Here is a 14,835-nt window from a genome sequence, read left to right as displayed (position 1 = left end):
TGCGGTGCCCGTACCCATAAATGGCGGCCCGAAAGCTTAACTATGCTTTCACGGACGCAGTTCCTGCACCTCGTGGCGCGCGGCACCGTCACCTAAAGACGCCCCGCAATGGTCCTGTTGGTAGAGTTCCTGTCCGTGGAGACCCTGATCATCGACGGCGGCAAGGGAACCCTGGATCTCCGCCGCGACGGGATTCTGTACCTGTTCTGGCAGCCCGGGGTCGGCCTGGAGGAAGCGGACATCCAGGCCGCCATGGCGCTGGTCAACGATGTCTGCCACGGCAGGGGCCGGCCCCTGCTGGTGGAAATGACCGGAGTGAAGACCGTCAGCCACGCCGGCCGCGCCGCGTTCTCCAACCCAAGCGCCGCATCCCGGATCGCGCTGCTGGGCAGCAACCCGGTGGACCGCGTGCTCGCGGACTTCCGCGGCCCGAACACCCATCCCTGCCCAACCCGGTTCTTCACCGACAAGTGCGAAGCCGTGGACTGGCTGCTGCAGGATGCCGCCGGCGCGCGCTGAACCTTCCGCACCCAAACGGCCCGCCCTCCCTAAAAGGAAGGACGGACCGTTGGCGGCGGTGATGGGCCCGCGCTTGATGCGGACCTCGTCGCGCTCAACCGGAACGGTGGTGGTGACGTTCTCGGTGACTACGTACTTGCGCAGCTGCGCCTTGCCGGTCTGCGACGCGCGGTGCGTCCATGTTTCCCGCTGCCGTGGACAAGCCTTAGAAGCGGTTCCGCGGCGGTCGCACCTGGCCAGCGCGTGCCTGCTTTGCCTTCCTGGCCTGCAGTACCCGGCTGATGACGGCGGGAAGCAGAGCGAAGAGCAGTTTTTTCATGTGACCGTTCCTTTGGTTGTGAACCCGACCATTCAAGTTAGTAAGTAGGGTTACTAACTAGATGGTAAGCATACTTGCTACTGATGGCGCAAGGCGGGGTGGCGGGTAATTGCCCGTTTAGGGCGCAGCCCAGCCCCGGCCCAGCGCATCCAGGGCTGCGTCATAGGCCGCCGCCCAGTTAGTGTCCGGCGGTCCCACCTGCGCCAGTTCGAGGCTCACCAGTCCGTGGACCTGGCCCCAGATGGCCACGGCAACCACCTCCACCGGGGCGGGCAGGAGCGCGCCTGCCGACTGCGCGGCGGCGACCGCCTCCTTAAGCGGGCCCATCGCATCGGCCGCCACCTCCGGGGTGGGCTGGCAGTCGGTGTAGGCCGCCAGGGCGCCGCCGAACATGAGCCGGTAAAGGGCTTGGTGGCCCAGCGCCCACTCCCTGTACGCAACGCCCAGGCCGCGGAGCCCGCCGTCGGACGCTGCCGCCTGGGAGTCGCGGAAGGAGCGGAACCCGTCATCCACCACGGCGGTGAGGAGCTGGGACTTCCCGCCGAACAGCGAGTACACCGCACTGGTTGAGGTGCCGGCCGCCGCCGCCAAGTCGCGCAGCGTGACCCGCGCCGGACCCTCCCGGTCCACCAGTTCCGCCGCGACGGCAAGGAGCTCTGAGCGGAGGGAATCGGTGTGAACCACGGGTCTTGCCATGCTTTCCATGATTTCATAACATTGTTTTGTAACACCGTTACGAAATCATGTCGTTCGAAGATCCTCCGGAAGGCCTCCCCATGGAACAGACAATTTTTCCCGGCCGATACACTGCAGATCCCGGGCGGGACTCCGTGACCGTGTTCCTCATCGGGATGCGGGCGAACCGGTGGTGGCGTGCGGGCAAGGTCTTGCAGGTGGCGTCGGCGATGCCCCGGATGCTCCGCCATCTCTCGGCCAATCCGGATTCAGGGATGCTGGGCTTTGAGCAGTGGTTCGGGCGGACCACCATGATGGTCAGCTACTGGGAAAGCCCGGAACACCTGCGCAGGTTCGCGGCGGACCGGGACGCTCCGCACCTGGAGCCGTGGCGCCGTTTTATGAAGGAACTTTCGGGGTCCGGGGACGTGGGCATCTGGCACGAGACGTACCAGGTTCCGGCCAGCGGAATCGAGACCGTCTACAGCGGGATGCCACTGTTTGGGCTGGCCAAAGCCACGGCGCAGGTGCCCATCGGGGCCGGCACCAATACGGCGAAGCAGCGGATGGGGAAGTTCGCCGGCCGGACTGCGGGCGAAACCCCCTAATCCCCCTTCCGTGCGTGTGCATTTCTTGGGGCTCCCGATGCTGGACAGTCCGCCCGGGCATGCCGCACCCTTGTTCCATTGCTTCAGCAGCGGGGCCAGGAACAGGAGACCGGAATGGCCAGTGGCTTTCTCGCACGTGCTTTCCACCGCAACATCTCCGCCCCGCCCCCGCCGCCCCTGGTGCACCTGCTGCCAGCGTCGGGAAAACAGCTGCGGACCCGCGTGGAACCCCGCCTGGCCGAACTTGTTGGAACCATCGTGGCCTCACTCCGGGCAGCAGGGCTGCAGCCCGTGCCCGTCACCGACCCCCACGGCAGGCACTGGGCGCCCGCCTATGTGCTGGGCAGTTTGACGCACGACGGCGGCCGCTCCGGTTCCGTGCCCCGGCTGGCGGTTGCCGAGGTGGTGCTGGACGGGTCGGGCCGGATGGTCCGCAACCACCCCGTTGAAGTGATCGGCGGCGTACACAGGCTGATGCCCGTCAGCTGCCCGAGCCTGGCCGACCGTTATGAGCAGTTCATCGATGCCGTGCGGGCAGCCGAGGAACCCCGCGGCGAGGATTTGGTCCTCACCCGCCACGGGGACCTGGTGATCGCCGGCCCCGGAAACGGACCTGTTGCCCTGGCCGACTACCTGGGCGAACTGGGGCGTACCGCCGCCGGGCACCGCCTACTTCACTGAGTGGACCGGTTCCCCGTCCGCCTGGCCCTGGTGTGTTCGGGGACCACGACCACCGGCCTGCCCTGGAACCGGGCAAGCTTGTCCGCCACCCCCAACTCCAATGCCCTGCTGAACCTGGCCAGCGGGCCGTCCCGTCCGTTGCCGACCATTAGCATGCAGGCGCCGGTGCTGTCGGCCAGCCGTGCGAGCGCAGCGGCCACATCGCCATGCAGCTCGCGGAAGGACCACGCTGTTCCCTGCGGGCCAAGAATTTCAGTGAGGCCGGCGCGCACCCCGCTGGCCGGGTAGAGGGCCTCCTCATTCACCACGGGGTCAAGCGATGCCGCCGTCCGGATGCGGTACGGTTCCCACTCCGTGAGGACGCTGGCGGGATCCACGTAGGCGCACACCAGATGAACCCCGAGTGCGTCAGCCAGTTCGGCACCGGCGCGTACCAGCACAGGCGGAACCGTCCACGGGACGCCAAGGATCAGCTGTCCGGTGTAAGCCACGGCGCGCCTCCCTCTGCCGGCACGTACCCCCGCCGCTGCACATCATCCGCGAAAACCGGGCTCCCGGCAACACATCCCCCCGGGCGCGCTGCTGCCGTCCGGTGCGGGCTCACAGCAGTCATCTTCCCCGCCATGGCCCTCGGATTGGCCGGCGCGGGGAAGGGCGCAGCAGGCATCACCACGCCAGGCATTGATTCCTTTACGGACTGCGATGCCTGCGATGACCAGGGCTGCGCCGGCATCGGCCCACCACCAGCCCAGGGTGCTGTTCAGGATCAGGCCGACGAGCAGTACGGCGGAAGGTATGTGCACAGCAGGGTCTGCTTGAAATCGGCCACGGCCGTCCGGGAACCCAGTTCCCGGCCTGCCCGATGTTGTGCCCACGACAGTACGGGCATGATCGCCAGGCTCAACGCCGCGATGACGATGCCGGGGATCGAGTGCCGGGCTTCCTCCCCTCCCATCAGCGACCGCACGGCGTCCATGGCCACGAATGCGGCGAGGGCAAAGAATGAAATGGCGATGATCCGCAGCGTCAGGTGCTCACGCCGTTCGGGATTCTTCGATGAGAACTGCCACGACAGCGCCAGGGCAGACGCCACCTCGATGACCGAGTCCAGCCCGAAACCGATCAATGCGGCAGAATCCGCGACGTTGCCGGCCCAGAGCGCCACGACGGCTTCAATGACGTTGTAGGTGATGGTTGCGGCCGCGAACAACCGGATGCGGCGGTTCAGCACGGCCCGGCGTTCCGGGCTTGGCGCATGCAACAGCGCGGTCATGCGATGCACTCCCCGTCAGGGGCGCAGCACGCCGGATCAACCGCAAGGACAACGCCGAGCAGGTCCTTGATCGCGTGGCCCAGCCGTGCATCCGCAAGCTCATATCGGGTCCGCCGCGCGTCGGGAACCGCCACCACAAGACCGCAGCCGCGCAGGCACGTCAGGTGATTGGACATGCTCTGCCGAGACACACCAAGCGCATCGGCAAGTTCCGAAGGATAGGACGGGGCGTCGGAACACTGTACAAAGCGGGCGCCGGCCATCGTCAGGAGCTGCAGGGTCAGCGGTGCGGCGGCTCGCCGCTGAGGCGGTGGTCGGCATGGTTGATGGTTTCGCGGATCAGCCGGACCAGATGCCCGTCATGGAGCGAGTAGATGACATGCCGGCCGCTCCGCCGGGTACTCACCAGCCCGCTCAGCCGGAGCTTGGCCAGATGCTGGCTGACCACAGTCCGCGGAACGATTGCGGCAGCAGTAAGCTCGGTGACGCTCCTGGGGCCATCGGCAAGCTGCCAGAGCAGGTGCAGGCGGGTGGGCTCGGCAAGCATCCGCAGCGTTGCGGCCGCCGCCTCCAACAGCTGCGGGCTCACGGCCACCTCATGGACAAGCGAAGGCACCCTTGATTCCCCGGCCACTGCCTGCGACGTGCTCTTGTCCATTCAGTCCCCCACACTGATGCGCCCCTACGCCCTCAAAGGTGCGCAGACGAGCCCGAAAAGCTCTGCAGCCCTATCCTAGACACGCCCGCGATTGTGTACACATGTGCATCTCAATGCACTACTGTGGATCGAGTGTCCGGGCGGCATCCCCCAAAGCCGCTCGGGCACCTTTTCTTTTAACTGCCCGCGGCATTCCCGGCGTTTCCCGCGGAGCCCCGCCGACGGCCTGCACTCCGCACACGCGCCGCTGGCTGCCTCCATGAATAGGCAGTAGGCTTACTATCTTCCGGCGGGGTGCTCCCGGCGCGCGGAGCGCCTGATGACCAGAACCCTATCCGCGGCCCCCGGCGCCGCAAAGAGGAGTCACATCATGAAAGCTCTCGTTTGGCACGGCGAAGGCGATATCCGCCTGGACACCGTCGATGATCCAAGCATCCTCGATCCGAACGATGCCATCGTCCGGATCACCCGCAGCGCAATCTGCGGGACGGACCTGCACTTCATCCGCGGCACGATGTCCGGAATGAAGGAAGGCACCATCCTCGGCCACGAAGCGGTGGGGGAAGTGACCGCCGTAGGCAAGGCCGTGCGCCGCTTCACACCCGGCGACCGGGTGATCGTGTCCTCCACCATGTCCTGCGGCGTCTGCTGGCAGTGCCGGGCCGGGCACACCGCCCAGTGCGATACCGCGAACCCGAACGGGCCGCAGGCGGGAACCTGCTTCTTTGGCGGCCCGGAAACAACCGGGCCAGTCAACGGCTTGCAGGCCGAGTACGCACGCATCCCCTGGGCGTCGAACACCCTGACTGCCATCCCGGAGAACGTCAGCGACGAACAGGCAATCCTGCTCTCGGACATTTTCCCGACGTCCTGGTTCGGCGCCCAATTGGCCGGAGTCCAGCGTGGTGACTCCGTGGCCGTGTACGGTGCGGGCATCGTGGGTCAGCTCGCCATCGCCTCGGCATTCCGGCAGGGTGCCTCCCGGGTGTTCGCGATCGACGGCATCGAGACCCGGCTCGTCCAGGCCCTCGACCAGAACGCCGACGTTATCAACTTCAACAGCGAAGACCCCACCGAGGTGCTGATGGAGGCCACGCAGGGCGTTGGCGTGGATGCGGTCATTGATGCTGTTGGCGTGGATGCGCAGCGGCCCTCCTCGGGGCCTGCGGCGGCCAAGGGCGAGGAGCAGGCTGAGCAGTTTGCGCAGGAGGTTGCCGAGGTGGCACCCGCAACGAACGTCCAGGGTGAAAACTGGGTGCCGGGCGATGCCCCCTCCCAGGTCTCACGGTGGAGCGTGGAGACGGTGCGGAAGTACGGCCGGATCGGCATCATCGGCGTCTACGGCCCGACCATGACGTCCTACCCGATCGGACAGGCCATGAACAAGAACCTGACCATCCGGGCGGGCAACTGCGACCACCGGTCCGTCACGCCGCCGCTGGTGGACCTCGTGGCCTCCGGTGTTTTCGACCCGACCAGGTTCATCACGCAGCACGAGCCGATCAGCGACGTTGTTGAGGCATACCTGAACTTTGACCGGCGCGAGGAAGGGTGGCTCAAGACTGTGCTGACCACGTCCTGACTACGCCTGACCATCAGCATGTGAGCCGGGCCTGCCCGGGTTGCCCGTTTTGGCGCCTTCCCGCGCGTCCCGGCACAGTGGAAACCTGGGATTGGTTCTAGGAGGCACCGTGAAAGACCAAGAGCACGAAAAAGTCACCGGAACAATCGAGCTGTTGGGGCAGGTGCTGCATTTGAAGTGGGCTCCCGGAGCCGTGGTCACCGAACGGGACGCGCGGGCGCTTATGAAGCGGGCAGCCGCCCTCAGCGAGGGGCGCGCCCTTCCGCTGCTGGTCGAGATGACGGGCATGACGTGGATCGACCAGCGGGCCCAGGAAACCTTCGCGCGCCGCTGGCCGCTCACCCGGGCAGCGATCGTGGGTACCTCCCCCGTGGATGAGGCGATGGGCGGTTTCTACATCGGACGCCACAAGCCGGCACACACCACCCGGTACTTCACGTCCCTGGACGAGGCGATGACCTGGCTGATGGAGGAGCCTGCATCGCCCTGACCGCGTCCTTGGGCAATACAGCTAGAGGGCGGACAGGTGTTCGAGCATGGCGGCTGCTACGTCCTTGGGTGAGTCCTCCATGGGGATGTGCTTGCCCGCTACCTCAACCAGGTCGCTGCCCGGGATTTCGGAGGCGTACCGGTGGGCGAATTCGACCTTCTGGAAGTCGTCGTCCTTCCCCCAGACGAGCCTCGTGGGGACTGCTGCCTCTTTCAGCGCCGGCAGCAAGTCAAGGGTGTAGCTTGAATCCGCGGCTCCTGCCATGGCCATCCAGGACCGGGCACGGGCGGGGTTTTGCCAGGGTGAGACGTAATCCTCCACCTCCTCGGGGGTGAGGGTTCGTTCCACAGTCAACTGCATCGTCTTGGTTCGGGCTGCAAGCACTTCTTCAGGGCTGGTGGCCGCGCGAAGATCGGGGTCACGGAATTTCGCAACCGCCGGTACGGGCCACGAATCAAACATCACGGCGTTGACCAGCACCAGCCGGGTCACCCGTCCGCTGTAGGCAGCGAGGTGCTGCGCCACTCCGCCGCCGATATCGTGCGCGGCTACCGCGAACCTGTCCAGGCCGAGGGCATCAGCGGCATCCAGGACAGTGCGCGCGAGCTCCGGGACAGTCGCCTCCGGGACTTGCAGCTCTCCTTCACTGCGCCCGAATCCGGGAAAGTCCAGCGCCAGGCAATAAAGCTCCTTGGAAAGGGCGGGCAGGACCGGCTGCCAGACCCGGCTCCAAAACGTCCCGTGCAGCAGCAGCAGCGGCGGGGCGTCAGGGTTTCCCGCTTCCAGGCAGGACAAGGCGGTGCCGTTGACTTCCAGTGTTTTCCGTTCAGGCGTGGGCATCAGCAGCTCCTCGATGGGGATCGGTTCCTTTCCGGCTAGTATTCCGGCATGGGACTAATCATCACACTACTTATTATTTGGCTTGTCCTGTCCATCCTGGGCTTCATCATCGAAGGCCTGCTGTGGCTGGCGCTGATCGGTTTGCTGCTGTTCGCCGCTACTGCGGTATGGGGCTGGGTGAAGCGAAGGGCCGGGGCCTGACAGTGAAACCGTCGGTCATCGTTTTTGACGTCAACGAAACCCTTTCTGACATGTCTCCCCTGGCCGGGAACTTCGTGGAGGTAGGCGCCCCGGCATTCCTGGCCAAGTTGTGGTTCGCCGCAGTGCTGCGTGACGGTTTCGCGCTCACAGCTTCCGGGGACAGCGGGAGCTTCGCTGACATCGGGTCGGAAGCCCTGCGCGGCCTCTTCACAGGCATGGAGCTGAACCGGGACATTGAACCCGCGGTGCAGCACATTATGGACGGCCTCGCCGGGCTTAGGCTGCATCCCGACGTGGCCGAAGGCATCAGGGGATTGCAGGCAGCCGGCTATCGTTTGGCCACCCTGAGCAACGGCTCCACCAAGGTGGCGGAGAAACTGTTGACGGACGCCGGCATCCGCGACAAGTTCGAGTTGCTGCTGTCTGTTGAGGACGCGTCAGCGTGGAAACCCGGGAAAGTTTCCTACGAGTACGCAGCTTCCGCCTGCGGTGCCGCTACTGAGGAGATGCTGCTGGTTGCCGCCCACCCCTGGGACATCCACGGCGCGTCCAGGGCCGGCCTGGCTACAGCCTGGCTCAACCGGACCGGTGCACGCTACCCGGACTACTTCCAGGCCCCGGAGCACACGGTCTCCAGGTTGCCTGAGCTTGTGCCGGCCCTTGGCGGCTAAGAGTGATGCCTGAACAGCAGGCAAGGTTCCCAGTCGGAAACAGGCGGCCATGGCTAGAGTGGATGCTGACGGAAGGGGATGCACCATGACGGGCGGTACGGAGACCGGCCTGGCCGGGACCAGGCTGCTTGACCGGTACCTGGTGGGCGAGGTGTTGGGCCACGGCGGCATGGGCAGCGTCTACCGCGGTACCGACGTTGTCCTGGACCGCGACGTGGCCCTAAAGATCTTCCGCGAAGACGTCACCAATCCCGAGGAACTCGCCAGGCAGCAGTCCGAGGCGCGGATGCTGGCCAAACTGAACCACCACGGCCTGGTCACGCTCTACGACACCGGGACGCTGCAGCGTGGCGGGCGCGAGGTGCCGTTCCTGGTGATGGAATACGTCCCGGGCACCGACCTGCACCGCCACCTTGTGGCCGGCCCGCTGGCCGGATCCGAGGTGGCCCGGCTTGGCGCCGAACTGGCCGGGGCGCTGCACTACATCCATCACCGCGGCGTGGTGCACCGGGACGTAAAGCCCGCCAACATCCTCCTCACCAGGTACGCCGCTGACGCGCCCCTGCGGCCCAAGCTCGCGGACTTCGGGATTGCAAGAATGCTCGACGGCGCCAGGGTCACCGCTACGAACATGGTCCCCGGAACAGCCGCGTACCTGAGTCCGGAACAGGCAAGAGGGGACACGGTAGGCCCGCCGGCAGACATCTACTCCCTGGGCCTGGTCCTGCTGGAAGCCTTGACCGGGACCGTGGCGTTCCCCGGACCGCCGCTCGAGGCCGCCGTGGCGCGGCTGTCCCGGGGCCCCGAAATCCCTGACGCCCTGGGCCCGCAGTGGGGTTCGCTGCTTGCGGCCATGACCGCCCGGAATCCCGAGGACCGCCCGGGCGCCGCAAGCGTTGCAGCAGCCCTGGGGACCGCCGTCGGCTGGTCCCTCCGCGGCCACCAGGCCCGCGGGGAGGAAATCGCTGCGGCTGCCTCCCACCCTGCCACCAGGGTTATGGACGCCGCACCGGCGGTTCAGCATTCCGGCAGCGGGGCGGTGCCGCATGAAGCACGCCTCCCGGCACTGTCAGAAAGCCAGGCAACAAATGCGACGGCGTGGCAGCCGGCCCCGCAAAGGCCGGCCCGGGCACCGTCGTCCGCGCAGCGCCGGCCCTGGCGGAACCTCACACGCCTTGGCGCCCGGAAGGCGTGGCTGCTGGCCGCGGCGGCCGCCGTCGTCGTTATCCTTGCGGGCGTGCTGCTGGCATCCCTGCAGCGGCCCGAACCGGCACCGGTGGACCCGGGACCCGCCATTCCCGGCCAGCTGGGCGAGCACTTCAAGGAACTGGAAGAAAGCGTCACCCCATGATCCGCACTCCCCTGCAAAGACTGGCGGGCGCCGCCATGGCCGTGTCCCTGCTGGCCGGCTGCACTGCCCCGGACCTGGACGGCGATGTGGCAATCCAACTGCAGCAGCGCGTGGCCACGGCCAAGCAATACGCCGCCGGGCAGGACTACCCGGCCGCGCTCGCGGAGCTTGACCAGTTAAGCCAGGAGGTGACTGCGGCAGCCGAACAGGGCCGGGTGTCCGAGCCGCGGAAAGGGCGGATTGATGCCGCCATCAGCACCATCCGGAATGACCTGGAGGCAGCGGCTGCCCCGGCGCCCCGGCCCGCCCAGACCTCACCGGCCCCCGCTCCCCCGCTGACCGAGGACCAGAAAGAGCGCGAAGAAGAGGCCCGCAAGGACGCCGAGGAAGCGCGCGAGGAAGCCCGGAAGGAAGCCGAAAAAGCCCGGGAAGAGGCGGAGAAACAGCGCGAGGAAGCCCAAAAAGAAGCCGAGAAGCAGCGGAACGGCGGCTGACCGCCCGCTGCCGCGCAGCCGCTTATGCCCTTTCTGATGAATCAGGCTGTAAGGTCACGTTCCCGGATAAGACGGGCGGCTGCCGCCGCTGCAGCTATCGCGACGGCGGCCATCACCACGGCGGCCGCGGCATCGAAAGCCTCAACAGGCATTGCCGGTGAATGCCGGAACGGGCTGAGGTCCCGGACCCACACCGGCAGTCCCAACAGTTCCCCGAACTGTCCGAGCACCAGCGCGGCGGCCAGCGTACCCCAGCCTGCGGCACTGCTCCAGCGCGGTATCAAGGCAAACGCCAGCGCGGTGAAACCCGGGAAGACGAGCGCCGCCGGAACATGGGCCAGGGCGGCGGCAAAAACCAGTCCGGGCCCGCTGCCGCCGGCCTGCGCCACCGTGAGCACGGCGGCTGCCGAGGCTCCCGCGGCCGCCGCGACGGCCGCCGTCGTCATTGCCGTCACGGCCAGTGCCCCGCCCAGCCACCGGACGCGCGACGCCGGCACGGCCAGGAGCAGTTCGGCCCGCCCCTCGGCCTCCTCGCCCCTGAGCCGCAGCACCGACTGGACCCCGGCGGCAGCTGCCAGGACACCGACGATGCCCAGCATGGCAGTGGTGAACAGGTCCACCATGTCAGCCTCGCCCGGAACGAGGCGGCTCATCAGCTCCATCAGCGAGGTGTTGCCTCTTAGCGCATCCCGCACTACCGGCCCCAGGCCGCCTGCCACACTTCCAAGTACTGCGGCGGTGAAGCACCATCCGGCAAGGCTTCCCCGCTGCAGGCGCCAGGCCAGTCCCGCCATTGACGGCAGGTTCCTCCCGGCCCGTTCCGCACCTGACTCATCCACGGCGAGGTAACTGGCGCCCATGTCCCGCCGGCTGCGGAGCACCACGGCAAGTGTCCCCATCACGGCCGCGCCGGCGGCGAGTGCCAGCAGAGGCAGGACATCAGGTTCCGTAAACGGGCGGACGCGCTGGCCCCACCCGATAGGCGAGAACAGGGACGGCCAGGCGGGCGTAACCTGCAGCGTCGGCATGTTGGCGGTGCCCAGGGCATCCCCGGCGCCCCTGACCAGGTAGGCCGCACCCACCAGGACTGCAGCGCTGCCATTGGCGCTCCGCCCGGACGGCATGAACTGGGCGACCAGCGCGGCCGCAGCCACGAAAAACAAGCCGACCGCTCCAACAGCCGCCCCTGCAAGCAGGGACCCGGCCACGGGAAGACCTGCTGCCAGGAAACCGCCGGCAACGGCCAGGGCGAGCACTGCGTTGGTCCCTGCTCCCACAAGCAGGGTTGCCCACAGCGAAGCGGTCCGGGCAACGGGCGCCGAATGAACGAGCTCCGACCGTCCGTTGTCCTCATCGGCACGTGTGTGCCGTACGACCAGGACAACGCTCATCAGTCCGGCCAGCACCGCGGTGAAGGAATAGCCCTGGAAGAAGGTGACCGCCCCGGAGCTTATGCCGTCCGGCAACCCGCGAAGGAAAAGAAAGGCCGGGCTGGCGGCCGCAACGGCAACCAGGGCGGCGCGCTCATTGTCCGCCCCGAACTGGGTGATGACCGCGGACGCCGCCGCGAACCCCAAACCTGCAATGCTGGCTATCCAGGCTGCCAATATCCCCCGGTCCCTGCGCGCCTGGACCAGGGCAAGGCGGAGCACGGCGCCCATCACTGCACCTGGCTCTGCTGGCCGGACTTTGCCTGCCCGGCGGGCTGCTCGCCGTAGTGCCGAAGGAACAACTCTTCCAGGGATGGCGGCGCAGCCGTGAAAGCGGTGACGCCGGCTGCCGCCAATGCTTCGAGCACGAAACCAAGGGCAGCGGTGTCCGCATCAAACTCCACCATGGTTCCGTCACTGCGGCAGGTTGTGGATACCCTGCCGCTGTGCCAGCCCCTCCAGCTGAGTCGCTGCGGTAACCCGGAAGCGGGTGCGGGTCAGGTGCCGCAGTTCAGCCAGTGTTCCGGATTCAACCGCGCGTCCCGCACGGATGATCGTCACCTTGCCGCACAGCTGTTCCACCTCGGCAAGGATATGGCTGGACAGGAGTACCGTTGCCCCGTCGGCGGTCACGCGGCGGACATGACGGCGGAACACGGCGTCCATCACGGGGTCCAGGCCCGAGCTCGGCTCATCCAGCAGGTAGAGCCGGGCGGGGCGGGAAAAAGCGGCGATCAGGGCAGCCTTCTGCCGGTTGCCCTTCGAGTATGTGCGGGCCTTTTTCCGGGGGTCGAATTCGAACTCCTCGATCAGCTGCCCGCGGAGGCGCTCGTCAGCGCCGCCGCGAAGTCCTGCCAGCAGATCGATGACCTCGCCGCCGGACAGGTTTGGCCACAACGTCACGTCACCGGGAACGTAGGCCACCTCCCGGTGCACTGCTACAGGATCAGCCCAAGGGTCGATGCCAAAGACGCTTGCCGTCCCGCCAGCCGGCCTGATCAAGCCCAGGAGGATGCGCAGGGTGGTGGACTTTCCTGCCCCGTTCGGCCCGAGGAATCCGTGCACCTCGCCGGGCATGACAGTAAGGTCCAGGCTGGTGAGGGCTGCTGTCCGCCCAAAGTTCTTGGCCAGGCGTGAGGTATGGATGACGGGAGACAGCTGGCTGTGCATGTGCGGTTCCTTGGTCACAGTCTCCACGCCCAGGGCGGGCTGCCACGGGCGCGCCGCAGGCGTCTCCGCATACGGGCCGACCAGGCTTCCCGGCTCTCCGCACCACATCTTACAAGCGGGGTCCCTGGCGCGGAAGGCACGGGATTTTGTGGAAGCCCTTCCTCCACTGGATCGTCCGTGCCTACGATGAAGACTCCGCGGCCTCCTCCCTTTGTGGACCGGCCGCGGGCAGCAGAGCCGACATCAGAAAGGAAACTGCACGATGGCCGACACTCCAAACCCGATCCAGATCCAGAAGTTCCTCGGCGGCGTTGACTACCCCGCCAGCAAGGACGCCTTGCTGTCCAGCGCCAAGGACTCCAATGCGGACGACAACGTCCTCCAGGCCCTTGAGGCCATTCCGGACAAGGAATACGACAGCCCCACGGCCGTCAGCTCGGCAATTTCCGACAGCAACTCCTAGGCTCCGCCTAAATGGAACTACCGGCCACCCGCCCTGAATGGGAGTGGCCGGTAGTTCCGTTTAACGGTCGCCGGGAAAACCAGGAAGACCCAAGGTGGAAGTTACGGTCCTGCGGTCATCACCTTGGACGTTGTCCGCGTTCAGGCGTCCTGGCTCGCAGGTTTCCCCAACCTCAACAAGTCCGCTTCGTGAAGCTGCACCCCATGCGCGGTTGAGCCTATGTACTACCCTCATTTCAAAGGAAGCAACCGGCGGAGGGGGCACGTGCGCAGCATCAGCATCGCGGACAAGGGCACCCTTGAGTTGTCCGACGGCATCTACCGTCTGCGCTGGAACCAGGGCGTGACGGTTGAACTCGAAGACACCGAGCGTCTGGTTGCCGGCCTGGATGCCCTAGGTGATGGAAAGCCCCTGCCGCTGCTCATCCAGGTTGGGGGCGTCACCTTCACGTACGCTTCCCGGAAGGTGTCTCCGCCGGCTGCGCACGTTTCCCGGATTGCACTGCTGGGGTCATCCCCCGTGGACCAGGTGATCGCGCTCTTCCTGTTCCGGTTCTACCAACTTCCCTGCCCCATCAAGTACTTCACCTCACTCCGTCCGGCCCTGGCATGGCTCCGCAGCAGGGACTAGCAGCGCGACGGCGCCGCTAGGCTGGCAAGATGCCCGATCCCGCCGCCCTGGTGCCCACCCTCTTAGCCCTCGCTCTCCTGGTGGCGCTCACGGTGGGCGTCCTGTGGGGCGCGCGGACGCCGTCGTATGTTGCTCCTGGGCTTGCCATCTTCCGGGGCGCCGCCCAGCTTGCGGCAATCAGCCTGGTGCTGGGCGGCATCATCACGGACCCGCTGTGGGTGGGGGCGGCGCTGCTGGTGATGTTCACCGTGGCGGTGGCGACGGCGGCGCGGCGGCTGGGGTGGTCATGGCACCGTTTTGCTGTGCTTGCCGGGACCATGGCTGCGGGCATTGTTGTGACACTGGCCGTGGTGTTCGGCACCGGGGCGATCGAGTTCACGCCGCGGTACGTCCTGGCCGTGGGCGGCATAGTGATCGGCAACTGCATGACCATTGCCGTGCTGGCCGGGCGCCGGTTCTACGAGGCCGTGCATGAGCAATGGGACCAGGTGGAGGGCTGGCTGGCGCTGGGTGCGACCGCCGGCCGGGCCACGCTGACCCAGGCGCGGCAATCGGTGCACTCTGCCCTGATCCCGTCCACCGACCAGACCAAAACCACCGGCCTGGTCACGCTGCCTGGAGCGTTCGTCGGCGCGATCTTCGGCGGCGCTTCTCCCCTCGAAGCCGGCCGCTTCCAGGTGGTGGTGCTTGCATCGATCATGGCAGCGGGCTCCATCACCGCCGTCGCGCTTCTCCGGTCCCTGCGCGCTGTGAAGGTGCGTCCGGACGCCCCGTAGGTAG

At 66.9% G+C, this 14,835-nt stretch carries 17 protein-coding genes and 4 pseudogenes; 12 read left to right on the top strand and 9 right to left on the bottom strand.

Annotated elements, in window-relative coordinates; genetic code table 11:
- The first annotated feature begins 108 nt into the window (after window positions 1-108).
- Window positions 109-519, top strand: coding sequence for an STAS/SEC14 domain-containing protein (locus FDW83_RS07355; protein WP_240720886.1), 411 nt, complete (start codon window positions 109-111; stop codon window positions 517-519).
- Between the two features lie 60 nt (window positions 520-579).
- On the opposite strand, the pseudogene FDW83_RS19730 reads toward FDW83_RS07355, so the two are convergent.
- Together FDW83_RS19730 and FDW83_RS07345 are read right to left on the bottom strand one after the other, a co-directional pair.
- A pseudogene (locus FDW83_RS19730) lies at window positions 580-759 on the bottom strand (DUF2382 domain-containing protein); the annotation flags it as partial.
- 196 nt (window positions 760-955) lie between these two features.
- Window positions 956-1,534: a TetR-like C-terminal domain-containing protein gene (locus tag FDW83_RS07345; RefSeq protein WP_240720885.1), complete on the bottom strand. Its 579-nt coding sequence runs from the start codon at window positions 1,532-1,534 to the stop codon at window positions 956-958.
- Window positions 1,535-1,614: 80 nt separating this feature from the next.
- Between FDW83_RS07345 and FDW83_RS07340 the strand changes: the two genes are divergently transcribed.
- Both FDW83_RS07340 and FDW83_RS07335 read left to right on the top strand, forming a co-directional pair.
- Complete coding sequence (locus FDW83_RS07340) at window positions 1,615-2,121, top strand: DUF4188 domain-containing protein (RefSeq protein WP_138137009.1); 507 nt, start codon at window positions 1,615-1,617, stop codon at window positions 2,119-2,121.
- 114 nt (window positions 2,122-2,235) lie between these two features.
- Entirely contained in the window at window positions 2,236-2,802 is a 567-nt protein-coding gene (locus FDW83_RS07335; protein ID WP_138137007.1) for a hypothetical protein, read from the top strand.
- Here the strand turns inward: FDW83_RS07335 and FDW83_RS07330 are convergent.
- The 4 genes and pseudogenes from FDW83_RS07330 to FDW83_RS07315 all read right to left on the bottom strand — a co-directional run bounded on the left by FDW83_RS07330 (window position 2,796) and on the right by FDW83_RS07315 (window position 4,733).
- Complete coding sequence (locus FDW83_RS07330; RefSeq protein ID WP_138137004.1) at window positions 2,796-3,293, bottom strand: universal stress protein; 498 nt, start codon at window positions 3,291-3,293, stop codon at window positions 2,796-2,798. The two genes, FDW83_RS07335 and FDW83_RS07330, sit on opposite strands and share 7 nt — an antisense overlap.
- Before the next feature lie 42 nt (window positions 3,294-3,335).
- A pseudogene (locus tag FDW83_RS07325) lies at window positions 3,336-4,075 on the bottom strand (cation diffusion facilitator family transporter).
- Window positions 4,072-4,311 (bottom strand): annotated as a pseudogene (locus FDW83_RS07320) (winged helix-turn-helix domain-containing protein); the annotation flags it as partial. The pseudogenes FDW83_RS07320 and FDW83_RS07325, both read right to left, overlap by 4 nt.
- A gap of 44 nt (window positions 4,312-4,355) precedes the next feature.
- Window positions 4,356-4,733, bottom strand: a complete 378-nt coding sequence (locus FDW83_RS07315) for a helix-turn-helix transcriptional regulator (protein ID WP_138137002.1) — start codon at window positions 4,731-4,733, stop codon at window positions 4,356-4,358.
- Window positions 4,734-5,103: 370 nt separating this feature from the next.
- Here FDW83_RS07315 and FDW83_RS07310 point away from each other — a divergent pair, with 370 nt between their 5' ends.
- Both FDW83_RS07310 and FDW83_RS07305 read left to right on the top strand, forming a co-directional pair.
- Entirely contained in the window at window positions 5,104-6,315 is a 1,212-nt protein-coding gene (locus FDW83_RS07310) for an alcohol dehydrogenase catalytic domain-containing protein (RefSeq protein WP_138137000.1), read from the top strand.
- Window positions 6,316-6,424: 109 nt separating this feature from the next.
- Window positions 6,425-6,805, top strand: a complete 381-nt coding sequence (locus FDW83_RS07305) for an STAS/SEC14 domain-containing protein (RefSeq protein WP_138136998.1) — start codon at window positions 6,425-6,427, stop codon at window positions 6,803-6,805.
- A gap of 21 nt (window positions 6,806-6,826) precedes the next feature.
- Here the strand turns inward: FDW83_RS07305 and FDW83_RS07300 are convergent, their stop codons facing one another.
- The gene (locus FDW83_RS07300; RefSeq protein WP_138136996.1) at window positions 6,827-7,645 is read right to left on the bottom strand and encodes an alpha/beta fold hydrolase; all 819 of its coding nucleotides are present in this window, start codon (window positions 7,643-7,645) and stop codon (window positions 6,827-6,829) included.
- Between the two features lie 48 nt (window positions 7,646-7,693).
- On the opposite strand from FDW83_RS07300, the gene FDW83_RS19090 reads away from it, so the two are divergent.
- From FDW83_RS19090 to FDW83_RS07285, 4 genes are all read left to right on the top strand, one after another.
- On the top strand, window positions 7,694-7,846 hold the full coding sequence (locus FDW83_RS19090) for a hypothetical protein (RefSeq protein WP_171027476.1): 153 nt from the start codon (window positions 7,694-7,696) through the stop codon (window positions 7,844-7,846).
- Window positions 7,813-8,517 carry a haloacid dehalogenase type II gene (locus FDW83_RS07295; RefSeq protein ID WP_138136994.1) on the top strand — a complete coding sequence of 235 codons (705 nt, stop codon included), beginning with the start codon at window positions 7,813-7,815 and terminating at the stop codon, window positions 8,515-8,517. The genes FDW83_RS19090 and FDW83_RS07295 overlap by 34 nt, the downstream gene beginning before the upstream one ends.
- 85 nt (window positions 8,518-8,602) lie before the next feature.
- The gene (locus FDW83_RS07290) at window positions 8,603-9,868 is read left to right on the top strand and encodes a serine/threonine-protein kinase (RefSeq protein WP_171027475.1); all 1,266 of its coding nucleotides are present in this window, start codon (window positions 8,603-8,605) and stop codon (window positions 9,866-9,868) included.
- On the top strand, window positions 9,865-10,362 hold the full coding sequence (locus FDW83_RS07285) for a hypothetical protein (RefSeq protein ID WP_138136991.1): 498 nt from the start codon (window positions 9,865-9,867) through the stop codon (window positions 10,360-10,362). Before FDW83_RS07290 ends, FDW83_RS07285 begins: the two co-directional genes overlap by 4 nt.
- Before the next feature lie 41 nt (window positions 10,363-10,403).
- Here the strand turns inward: FDW83_RS07285 and FDW83_RS07280 are convergent, their stop codons facing one another.
- Window positions 10,404-12,023 carry an ABC transporter permease gene (locus FDW83_RS07280; RefSeq protein ID WP_138136989.1) on the bottom strand — a complete coding sequence of 540 codons (1,620 nt, stop codon included), beginning with the start codon at window positions 12,021-12,023 and terminating at the stop codon, window positions 10,404-10,406.
- Window positions 12,023-12,962 (bottom strand): annotated as a pseudogene (locus FDW83_RS07275) (ATP-binding cassette domain-containing protein). Before FDW83_RS07275 ends, FDW83_RS07280 begins: the two are co-directional and overlap by 1 nt.
- Window positions 12,963-13,224: 262 nt before the next feature.
- Here FDW83_RS07275 and FDW83_RS07270 point away from each other — a divergent pair.
- From FDW83_RS07270 to FDW83_RS07260, 3 genes are all read left to right on the top strand, one after another.
- Window positions 13,225-13,425, top strand: a complete 201-nt coding sequence (locus tag FDW83_RS07270; protein WP_138136987.1) for a DUF2795 domain-containing protein — start codon at window positions 13,225-13,227, stop codon at window positions 13,423-13,425.
- Window positions 13,426-13,689: 264 nt separating this feature from the next.
- Window positions 13,690-14,055 carry an STAS/SEC14 domain-containing protein gene (locus FDW83_RS07265; RefSeq protein WP_171027474.1) on the top strand — a complete coding sequence of 122 codons (366 nt, stop codon included), beginning with the start codon at window positions 13,690-13,692 and terminating at the stop codon, window positions 14,053-14,055.
- 29 nt (window positions 14,056-14,084) lie between these two features.
- Complete coding sequence (locus FDW83_RS07260) at window positions 14,085-14,831, top strand: ABC transporter permease (protein ID WP_138136984.1); 747 nt, start codon at window positions 14,085-14,087, stop codon at window positions 14,829-14,831.
- The last annotated feature ends 4 nt before the right edge of the window (window positions 14,832-14,835 follow it).

This window comes from Pseudarthrobacter sp. NamE2 (assembly GCF_005796205.1).
Taxonomy (GTDB): domain Bacteria; phylum Actinomycetota; class Actinomycetes; order Actinomycetales; family Micrococcaceae; genus Arthrobacter.
The sequence above is the reverse complement of the archived record's forward strand: the minus strand, read 5'-3'. Positions and strand labels throughout refer to the sequence as shown.